The organism is Streptomyces sp. SAS_270 (genome assembly GCF_052543295.1).
In genome coordinates this window covers 1-9,798 of record NZ_JBMNDS010000149.1, presented here as the reverse complement: position 1 = coordinate 9,798, position 9,798 = coordinate 1, and the positions used below count along the sequence as shown (strand labels likewise).

The following is a 9,798-nucleotide window of genomic DNA, read 5'->3' as shown; positions in this document are numbered from 1 at the left end:
GCGGGTGTCCAGTAGTCACTCACCGACGCATTCAACCGCCACCACAGCACGTCTGCCAGCCACTATCCACGCCACCAGTCACCAATTGAGATGACTTCTAAGTCGGTCGCTTTGACGACAATGCCCAGCGCGAGGGTGACGGCAGCGCTGACCCCGGACAGGACGGCGATGACCGACCATGTGCCTCTGGTGTTTCCCGGCACTCCCCGCCGCATGGCCATGGCCTCCCCCGAATCTCCGCTCTGCGGGCCGACCAGCCATTTCGCCCCCGCTCGACCCGCAGTAAAGTCGTCGAGCCTACAGTTTTCCCGTTGTGTGTTTGTCGTAACCGACTTCAGTGGAGCGGTAGTTGCCGGGCGTGGGTGCGCAAGGAACCCCTCGGTCTGCGATAACGTCTCCCGCTCGCGGATGAGGATGTTCCGCCGTTCTGCCCGGGGCTGCCCGAGCGCGGTGGTCAGGGCCGGTCGGAGGCGGGCGTGGAGCGTGACGTACAGCCGGAGGAGCCCGCATCGGGGTTGTCCGTCGCCCTGGTGCACTGGGCCTTTCCGCCCACGGTGGGGGGCGTCGAATCCCATCTGTGGTGGTACTCGCGGCTGCTGGCACGCCAGGGTCACCGGGTCACGGTCTTCACCGGAACGGACGGCGCGCTGACGCCTCGTCAACCCGGTGTCGAGGTGGTGCGGCACGAAGGGCTGGACCTGTCACGGGCTTCCGCGGACCCAGGCGCGACGGAGACTCTCCGCCGTTGGTTCGCGGTGGAATTGAAGCGGCGCGGAATCCGACTTGTGCACGGCCACAATCTCCATCACTTCTCCACGGCTCCGGCGGAGGCGCTGCTCTCGCTGCGCAGTGAACACCGCCTCGTGCTCGTGCACACCTATCACAGCCTGTGGCGAGGAGCGGAGAACGTCCGCACCGCCAAATCCTGCGGACAATGGGATGTGCATTTCGCGGTCTCGGACTTCCTCCGCGACGCATGTGCACGGGAGTTGGGAATCGAGGACGTCCACCGCACCTATCTGGGTATCGACGTCGAGGCGTATCTCGGTGTGCCCGAACTCACCCATACGGAATGGACCCGGACCGTCACCGTGCTCCTGCCCGCCCGCCTGATTCCGGACAAGGGTGCGGAACTGGCGATCAGGGCCATCGGGCGCCTGGTGAGAAGAAGCCCGGAACTGGACCCGCATCTCCTGCTGATGGACACCCCCGATTCGGTCGACTTCCATGGCGAAAAGGTAGGGTTCCGAAAGCACTTGGAGAAGCTGATCGCCGAAGTCGGTCTGGTCGGCCGGGTCGCCTTCGAAGAAGCCGGAGTCGAGCGGATGCCGGATCTGTACCGTCGCGCCCATGTGGTGATCCATCCGTCCAGCTATGAAGAGCCGATGGGACTCGCCCCGTTGGAAGCCATGTGCGCCGCGCGTCCGGTGATCGCGACGCGGATGGGCGGACTGAGCGAAGGCGTCGGAGAGGACGGCGTGTACGGCTACCTCGTTCCGGACCAGGACGTGGACAAACTCGCGCAGCGGATGACTCAGCTGCTCCGTGACCCCGAGCTCGCCCGCCTGATGGGAAAGCGCGGAAGGCAGCGCGTGGTCGGTGAATTCGACCTGGCCAGGTGCTATGTGCCGGAGATGCTGCGGGTCTACCGGAACAGGCTGGAACAGCCGGACAGTTAGCGAGAGCTCGTTCCCTCGCCCATTGCGCCCTTCCGTGCGCCGGTCCCCTCTCCTCAATTGTCGGTTCGCCAGTCCTCGGGGAGCCCGAGGATCTCGACCGCCCCCGAGCGGTCGACGTGCACGGACAAGCGGTGGCCCGCCACCTGCAGCCCCTCGACGTGCAGCGGAGGGAACAGCTCCGTCGGCAGCGGGCGCAGGTGCAGCCGTCGGTTGGGAGCGTCGGGGCGCAGCCCCAGGAATGCGCTCAGCAGGGCCACTCCCGCCGCGGCGGACCAGCCCTGAGGGCGGCAGGCGGCGGGGTAGGCCAGGGGGACCAGAGGTGAACCCTTGACGCGGGCGTCGCCGCCGTAGAGTTCGGGCATCCGGTAGGCGAAGTGGGCCGCCGCGTCGAGGAGTCCGTCGGCGAGGGCGGCGGCCTCGCGATGGCAGCCCGCGTCGCACAGGCCCTGGATGGCGATGGCGGTGTCATGGGTCCACACCGAACCGCCGTGATAACTCAGCGGGTTGAATCCCGGAATGGCCGCGGAGCGGCTGCGAAGTCCCCAGCCGGAGTTGAGATCGGGGTGGTCGAGCCACGCCGCCACGTCCCGGCACTCCTGCGGGCCGAGGATCCCGGTGCCCAGCAGCTGGCCCATGTTCGAGGCGGGTCCGCTCACCGGACGCAGCTCACGGCCGACCGCGATGGCGACATACCGGCCGGCCGGGCCTTCGTCGACCGTGATCCAGAAGGCGTCGGCGAACCGCTTGCGCAGGGTGTCCGCCCAGGTCCGCAGGGCGTTCGCCTCGTCGGGGCGCTGTCGCGCTGCGAGCAGGTCGGCGAGGCCGACGGCGGCCTGGTAGGCGTACCCCTGGACCTCGCACAGGGCCAGCGGTGGCGCGATGTGCTGTCCGGACGCGTCCCGGACCGCGTCGGCGCTGTCCTTCCAGGACTGGTGGACGAGACCCCCGCGACGCGGGTAGTAGCGCAGCAGACCGTCCTCGTCCCGCCCGCTGGTGTCGATGACCCAGCCCATCGCCCGCTCGGCGAACGGCAGCAGTGCGTCGACCTCCCGGTCCTGCAGACCCCAGCGCCACGCCTCGACGAGGAGCGTGACGAACAGGGGCGTCGCGTCGACCGACCCGTAGTAGCGCGAGGGGAGGCTGAGGCCGTGGCCGTGCTGGGAGTCGGCCGGGCGCAGCTCGTGCAGGATGCGGCCGGGAGCCTCCTCCCGCCACACGTCGTTGACCTCGCCCTGGCGGCGGGCCAGCGTCCACAGCGTGCCCCGGGCCAGCTCGGTGCCGAGCGGCAGCATCATGCGCGCGGCCCAGATGCTGTCACGGCCGAACAAGGTCAGGTACCAGGGGCAGCCCGCCGCGATGAAGCTGTCCTCGGGCCCGTCACCGGCGGCCTCGGCCGACGGGTCGACCAGCCGCAGCGCCCGCAGGTCACCGAGGCCGCGCTGGACCAGCTCCTCCAGCCGCCGGTCACCGGTCAGCGACGGCTCCAGCCAGGGGACGGGCGTGGTGGGGGCCCGGGGATGACCTTCGGGGGCGGGGACCGGCCGGCCGGTGACCCGCAGGCGCGTCTCCCAGGAGCCGCCGGGCGGCAGTGACACCGCGGGCCAGGTGAAGGTGCCGCCCTCGGGACCGTCGGCGATCTGCGGGGCGGGGCCTTCGGCCTGTATCCGGGCGCGGCCCGTGCGGGAGCGCCAGCCGAGTCCCGTGCCGTCCGCGGTGGCGGAAGGCGCCAGCAGCCGCCGAGTGCGCCCGCTCTTCACGTCGGCGATGTCGGCGAGATCCGAGGCGACCGCGACCTCGATCCGCAGGACCCGGGGCAGGGTTCCGATGTTGCGTACGGTGATGGTCTCGCCGTCGCCCGCCCTGCGGATGCGCTCGATGATCACCGTCGGGTCGTCGGTGCGGTCCCGCGGATCGCGGTGGACCGAGGTGAAACGGACGACGTCAGGTCCCAGCGGCTGGACACCGATCGGTTCGGGTTCACGATCGTCGATCAGGAGGCACAGGGTGTGCAGCAGCCGCCGATCGCGGTCGTAGAAACCGTCCGCCCGCAGACCGCGGAGCTGTCCGTCGCGCGGGGAGGCCGCGAACGCGGGCGCCGAGACGCAGATGACGACATCGTGCAACAGCGGTTGCAGGGAACGTGTTCCGGGGGACTGCGCCGACTCGAACATGCAGCGGGGTCTTCCCCTTTCCGGGTTCGGCCACGCGCTCACGCGCCGGAGGACCCCCGCGCACCGAACGATTCGAGCCGGTGCCGTCGCGGTCCGGCCCCGGGCGCCGACTCCCGTGTCCCTTCGGTCAGTTCACGCCCTGGGGACGGAACTGGATGCTGATGCGCGGCCCGGTGGCACGGGTGGACTTGGGCACGGCGTGCTCCCAGGTGCGCTGGCAGGAGCCGCCCATCACGATCAGGTCGCCGTGCCCGAGGGGACGGCGGACGGTGGCGCCTCCGCGGCGCGGGCGCAGCAGCAGATCACGCGGGGCTCCCACCGAGAGGATCGCGACCATCGTGTTCTCCCGCGCGCCCCGGCCGATCCGGTCCCCGTGCCAGGCCACGCTGTCGCGGCCGTCGCGGTAATAGCAGAGGCCGGCTGTGGTGAACGGTTCGCCGAGCTCGGCCGCGTAGTGCGCCCCGAGGGCGTCGCGCGCCGCGTCGAGGATCGGATGCGGCAGGGCCTCGCCCGCCCGGTAGTAGGCCAGCAGCCGTGGTACGTCCACCACCTGCTCGTACATCTGCCGCCGCTCCGCCCGCCAGGGCACCTCGTCGACGAGCCGCGAGAACAGGGCGTCGGCTCCGTGCAGCCACCCGGGCAGGAGGTCGATCCAGGCTCCGTCGTCGAGCGGGGTGCGGCGCATCCCGCCCAGCGGGCCGAGGCGGAGCTCGTCGGTCTGGTCGAAGAGCGAGGCCTGGAGGTGCGTGGACATGGGACCAGCTTACCGCGTATTCGAATATATGTTCCATGGCGTGAGGTGACGGCTCCCAGGCGCTGTCAGTGGGGTGTGCAACGCTCGGCGCATGGGATTCTTCGACGATCTTGTGCTTGCGGAGGAACCGGCTTCCGAGCGGGCCGTGTTGGCCCGGTTACGCCCCCCGGGCGAGGACGACGGGCAGTACGCGCCGCCTGTCGACCGGTATGCGCCGGCACGGTTGCCGCAGCTTGAAGTGGTGGGTGCCGGCCACGAATCCCGGGTACTGCTGACGGGATGGTCCGTGTGGCCGCGGTCGGCGACTTTGCATCTCGCGGTCTTCCGAAGGACCCGCCGACAGGGCCCGGACGCGCAAAGACAGTCCGGGCTCCGGGTGGGCCTGCTGTTCTCCGACGGCCGGCGGGTGACCTCGCTGGACGGCACCGTGGTGAGGGGCGTCCGGTTCACCGGGCCGAACGGACAGCCGGGCATGGCGGCGACGGAGCAGGCGGTCGGACTGATCCCGTTGGACCCGAGCCTGCAGCACTCCCGCAGGTCCCTGTTCAAGACGGACGTCGACCTGTATCTGGCGGAACTCCCGCCCGCCGGGGACGCGCAACTGGTGATCGAGTGGCCGGACGAGGGGATCGCGGAGGTCCGCACCCCGATCGATGTGGCAGCACTCCGCGCTGCGTCCGGTCGGGCACTGGAGGTCTGGCCCGGACTTGACCCGCCGGATCCGGAAGAGCTGCCGCGTGCCTTCATGACTGCGGAGATGAGCGGACCGCCGACGTTCCTGGCACCGCCGCTGACGCGCCGCCAGCGCGAGGCGCTGCGCCGCGAGGAGGAGGCCCGGCAGCGCTATGTGCCGCGGGCCGACTGGCAGGAGATGGGCTATCGGGACTGGGGGGACGCGGCCCTGATCCGGGCCCGGCTGGAGGGAGGCGCGCCGCCCGACGCCGCCGTCGGATGGAGCGGCACCGCCCCGCTGCACCTGGTGGCGGAGCAGGGCGCGGCAGACGCGGTGACGGCGCTCCTGTCGCACCCTGTGGACGTCGACGCACGCGACGACGACGGGCACACGCCGCTGTGGTACGCCGTCCACGGCATGGACGAGGCCACGGTCCGCACGTTGATCGATGCCGGGGCGGACGTGTGGACACCGCAGTCGGGTCCCTGGTCGCCGGGCCGGCTGTTGTTGACCACGCCGCTCGCGCCCCTCGTTCAAGGCCTGCCCGAGACGGTGGAGCTGCCCCCTGAGGAGGTCGCCGCGCAGCAGACGGCGGACGCGCTCATCGCGGCGTTCGGTGACAATCCGTTGTGGACCGAAGGGCTCGGTATCTGCTTCGTAAGGGGCCTGAGTGAGGACGAGGTGATCCGGCGGATCGGTGCCGATCCCGCGCAGTGCCCGAGGACGGATCTCGAAAACGCGCCCTACGACGCTCACGACTTTGACGAATCGCTGCGCTACGTGGGCGTGAGACGTCTGGACGGCGCCCCAGGCGGCTGTGTCATCACTCAGGACGGGTACATGCCCAGCGACAACGCCGTGCTGCGAGCGATATCGGCGGGCACCACCGCCTACGGGGTGTACTTCAACGCCAAGGGCGGGACATTCGGCACCCTGGCCCGCGACGGTGAAGTCGTCGAGTCCGAAGAGATAGGCCTGTCGCCGCAGGAGTCGGATCCGACCGCCTACTGGAACTTCCGGTTCTGGCAGCGCAAGCCCACCTTCCCCCATGGCGCCGAGATCTTTGCCTACGCCTGCGCCGCGGCCGGTCTGAGGATCAGCGACGGCCAGGAGGGCGTCGACCGCCGCACCCCGCGCCGCTGGGTGGCACTGCCACCGCGGCTTCAGCGCTGAGGACCTTCGCGACGCGGGCCGGCGGACGCCTGGAACAGTCGCTGTCGCGGTGGCCGGGGTGGCGGTTGGGGTGCTTGCGGGTGCGTACGCACAGCCCTTCCGCCGCTATCCGCGCTGCTGGTGGCGCCGCCACTCGCGGCCGCCGTCGCGAGAGATCCACAGCCCTTCGCCCTTCACCAGGTCGTACGTCGCCGTCGTTGCGTCCGCGATGCCGTAGAGCGTCGTGCCGTCGACCGAGACCGACGTGAATGCGGCCGGTGTCCTCAGCTCGTGGAAGGCGCTGTTGGTCCGGTCGTCGGCGAGCCAGTAGCGGCCGCCTTCCTCGCCGACGAGCAGCCGTCCGTCCGAGAGCAGCTCCAGGACCAGCGACTCCGGGCCACGCTTCAGGTCCCGCCAGGCAATGCCCCCGTCGAGGACCGTTCGCCAGTGCCCGCCGCCGTCCGTCGTCACCAACAGGCCGCGCACACCCTCGCCCCGGGTGAGGGAGAGCGCCGCGATGCCACCCCGCGCGGCGAGGATGTCTCCCGTGTACGGCTTCGGGACGGCCCTGGAGCCGAGGGTGCGACCGTCGCGCTGCCATACGACACGGTTGGGGTCCTCGGTCAGGGGCTGATCCAGGCTCCAGACCGTGCCCCGCTCGTCGACGGCGACGCTGATGGCGTCCTTCGGCACTGCGGCCAGGGGCGCCACGGTGCGTGTCGCGGGCCGGTAGACGAGGGTCGGCTCCATTTCGGCGAGCAGGATGTCGCCGGGGCGGGCGCGCAACGGGGTCCCGGAGGTGATGAGCTTGTGCCGCTCGCCGCGCACATCGAGGGCGTACGCCCCCCCAGCCCCCTCCTCCGGCACCCGCACGAAGCCCCCGGGCACTCCCTTGAACGCGGCCCGCACCGCCTCCGCGTTCGAGTGTTCCGCGTGCTCGGCGACCGTACGGCCGTCGGGGCCGACGATGCGCCAGGCGGTGGCGGCCGGCCCCTCGTCGTCCTCGACGTTTCCGGCGTCGTACGTCAGGAGCAGCGAGCCGTCGTCCGCGCGGGCCACTCCGGTGGGTGCGCCGGCAGCTTCGATGACGTCTGCGGGGCGTGGATGAGGGTCCTCGATGACGCGTTTGTACTTCGCCTCGCGGCCCCCGGAGTTCGCGGACTCCCCGTGGTCGGAGCCGCCCGAGCCGCAGGCGGTCAGCGCCAGCACCGCGTTCGCCACGGCCACGAGCGCAACCGCCCGCCTTCCGCGTTTCCTCAGCCACACCATGGCCACATCCTGGCATGAGGCGGCGGCTGCTTTGGCGAGCAGCGAAGCGGGCTCTCACTCAGCCGCACTCGACGGGTCGCCGGTGCCGGCCGTTCAGCGATGGCGGTGCGCGTACATCAGGACGTGGGCCATCGGTGTCTTTCTTCGCCGGGGAGAACCAGGCGGGGAGGGAGCCGGGGCGCGACACGCGGCGGACGGCGTCACATCGGACCCGTCCGGGTACGGCGCGTCACCCGGTCTCCTTCCGATTCGAGGCCAATTGGGCGCATGGCCAGGGAAGTTCGACCTTCCTCGGCGAGGGAGGCAACCTTGCGGACGTGACTGTCGTCTTGATCGGCAACGGGCGGGTAGCGCGCAATCCATAGCAGGCCGGGAATTCCCGGGTGGAAATCCGTCGCACTATGCCCTCAATGTATACATGCTGCGTATACATCGAGGTGATAGTCGAGCCGAGTGCCCCGTTCGCAAGCAGTCGCATCACGTGTCGGCGGGCGGAGGCCTGGCGGCGCGTGACAGACCGAAAGGCATTCATGTACGGCAAGGCCTTCGCCCCGGAGTACCAGGGCGCTTTGACCACCCTGTCCGTGAACTCCTCGCTGACCGACGTCCTCGCGGCGGGCACCGAGCAGCTTCGCGCCGCCGAACGAGAGGGAGAGCGGGGCGAGGCGGCCCGTTCCGGCCTGGCCGTCGCGGAGGCGCATCGCCGTCTGGGGCAGGTGGCGGAGGCGGAACAGGCCTGGAAGACGAGCTACCGCACCGCCCGCGAAGCGGGGGACATGTCGGCGATGGCGTGGGCGCTGTGGAGCGGTGGCACGCTCGCCCGGCAGCGCGGTGCCTTCCCGCTGGCCTGGCGGCTGCTGCGGCTGGCCGCCGAACTCGGCGAGCACGCCGGGGACGTCGTCGTACGCGGCTACTCCTTGGCGGGGATGGCGGAGACCGGCCGCATCCAGGGCGACTACGCGGCCGTGACCGCGCTGCACGAGCAGCTTCTCGCCGAGGCGCGCAAGCGCGGCGAGGCCCGGCACACCGTGTGGGCGCTGGAGGGCATAGCGCAGATCCACCGCAACACCGGTGCCTACGACACGGCGTACGGCCTCTTCGAGGAGGCCGCCGAGATCGCCGCGCGTGCCGAGGACCGTCGCGGGCACGCCTGGGCCCTGCGCGGCCTCGCGGACATCGTCTCCGTACGCGATCGGGACACCGGGCGTGCGCTGGAGTTGCTGAGCGAGGCGGAGGCGTCCTGCCGGACGATGAAACTGTCCGGTGCGCTCGCCTACAACCACAAGATGCGCGGCAACGTCCTCTACCGGGCGGGACGCTACGAAGAGGCGCGCGAGGTCTACGCACAGGCCCTCGCGGAGTTCGAGGCCATGAGCGAGCCGCGCGGCCGAGCTCTCTCCCGCCTGGGCCTTGCCAAATCCCGGGCCCGCCTGGGCCGCGACCGCACCGAGACCGCCGCGGAACTGGCCGAGCTGGCCCGGGTGTTGGAAGGCATCGGCCTGAGGCATGCCCATCGGATGGTCGAAGAGGCGCGAGTCGAGCTGGGGCTCACGCAGGAGGGACCGGAGCAGGCCCTCGCTGATGCGCGGACGGAGCCCGGCCTCGCGCAAGCGCCGGAGACGCCGGGCCTCGCGCGACAGCAGGTGCAGCCCAGGCGCGCGGAGCACCGGATCGGGCTCGGCCCCACCGAAGAGCGGCCGGAACCCGGCCTCGCGCAAGAGCGCACAGGTCGCGCCCCGTCCGCACCGCAACCCACCTCCACCTCGGCGAACGCCACGGCTCGCCCCGCGAACCCGCGCTCGGAGGCCACCCGATGACGCCCATCTCCGCCTCCATGGCCGTCCGCACGTCGCCCGAGGCCCTGGTCGTCGACGCCGCACACATACTGCGCCGCACCCGCGAGCTGGTCGCCCCGGCGCTGGTCCGGGCGATCGGCGGCCTGCACCCCTGGGTCGGGGAGATGGCCGGATACGCGCTGGGGCGTTGCGAAGTGGGCGGTGCCCCCGCCGCGCACAGTGCGGGCAAGGGGGTGCGGCAGGCGCTGGCGGTGCTGGGGGCCGAGGCGGCCGGAGCCCCAACTGAGGGGGGGGTGCCGGCCGC

5 protein-coding genes and 2 pseudogenes are annotated in these 9,798 nt (G+C 71.1%); 4 read left to right on the top strand and 3 right to left on the bottom strand.

All coding sequences use genetic code 11. From position 1 onward, the window contains the following. Positions 1–515: 515 nt before the first annotated feature. Positions 516–1,679 carry a glycosyltransferase family 4 protein gene (locus tag ACN6LB_RS45045; protein ID WP_445030994.1) on the top strand — a complete coding sequence of 388 codons (1,164 nt, stop codon included), beginning with the start codon at positions 516–518 and terminating at the stop codon, positions 1,677–1,679. A gap of 53 nt (positions 1,680–1,732) precedes the next feature. Here ACN6LB_RS45045 and ACN6LB_RS45040 read toward each other — a convergent pair whose 3' ends face one another. Beyond that, on the bottom strand, positions 1,733–3,850 hold the full coding sequence (locus tag ACN6LB_RS45040; protein ID WP_356135200.1) for an amylo-alpha-1,6-glucosidase: 2,118 nt from the start codon (positions 3,848–3,850) through the stop codon (positions 1,733–1,735). Positions 3,851–3,977: 127 nt separating this feature from the next. Continuing rightward, complete coding sequence (locus tag ACN6LB_RS45035) at positions 3,978–4,604, bottom strand: alpha-ketoglutarate-dependent dioxygenase AlkB (RefSeq protein WP_445030993.1); 627 nt, start codon at positions 4,602–4,604, stop codon at positions 3,978–3,980. A gap of 376 nt (positions 4,605–4,980) precedes the next feature. Between ACN6LB_RS45035 and ACN6LB_RS45030 the strand changes: the two genes are divergently transcribed. After that, on the top strand, positions 4,981–6,450 hold the full coding sequence (locus ACN6LB_RS45030; RefSeq protein ID WP_445030992.1) for an ankyrin repeat domain-containing protein: 1,470 nt from the start codon (positions 4,981–4,983) through the stop codon (positions 6,448–6,450). Positions 6,451–6,555: 105 nt separating this feature from the next. Here ACN6LB_RS45030 and ACN6LB_RS45025 read toward each other — a convergent pair whose 3' ends face one another. Continuing rightward, positions 6,556–7,650, bottom strand: a complete 1,095-nt coding sequence (locus tag ACN6LB_RS45025) for a hypothetical protein (protein ID WP_445030991.1) — start codon at positions 7,648–7,650, stop codon at positions 6,556–6,558. 578 nt (positions 7,651–8,228) lie between these two features. Between ACN6LB_RS45025 and ACN6LB_RS45020 the strand changes: the two are divergent. Together ACN6LB_RS45020 and ACN6LB_RS45015 are read left to right on the top strand one after the other, a co-directional pair. Beyond that, positions 8,229–9,257: pseudogene (locus ACN6LB_RS45020) on the top strand (tetratricopeptide repeat protein); the annotation flags it as partial. A gap of 254 nt (positions 9,258–9,511) precedes the next feature. Beyond that, a pseudogene (locus ACN6LB_RS45015) lies at positions 9,512–9,798 on the top strand (polyprenyl synthetase family protein); the annotation flags it as partial.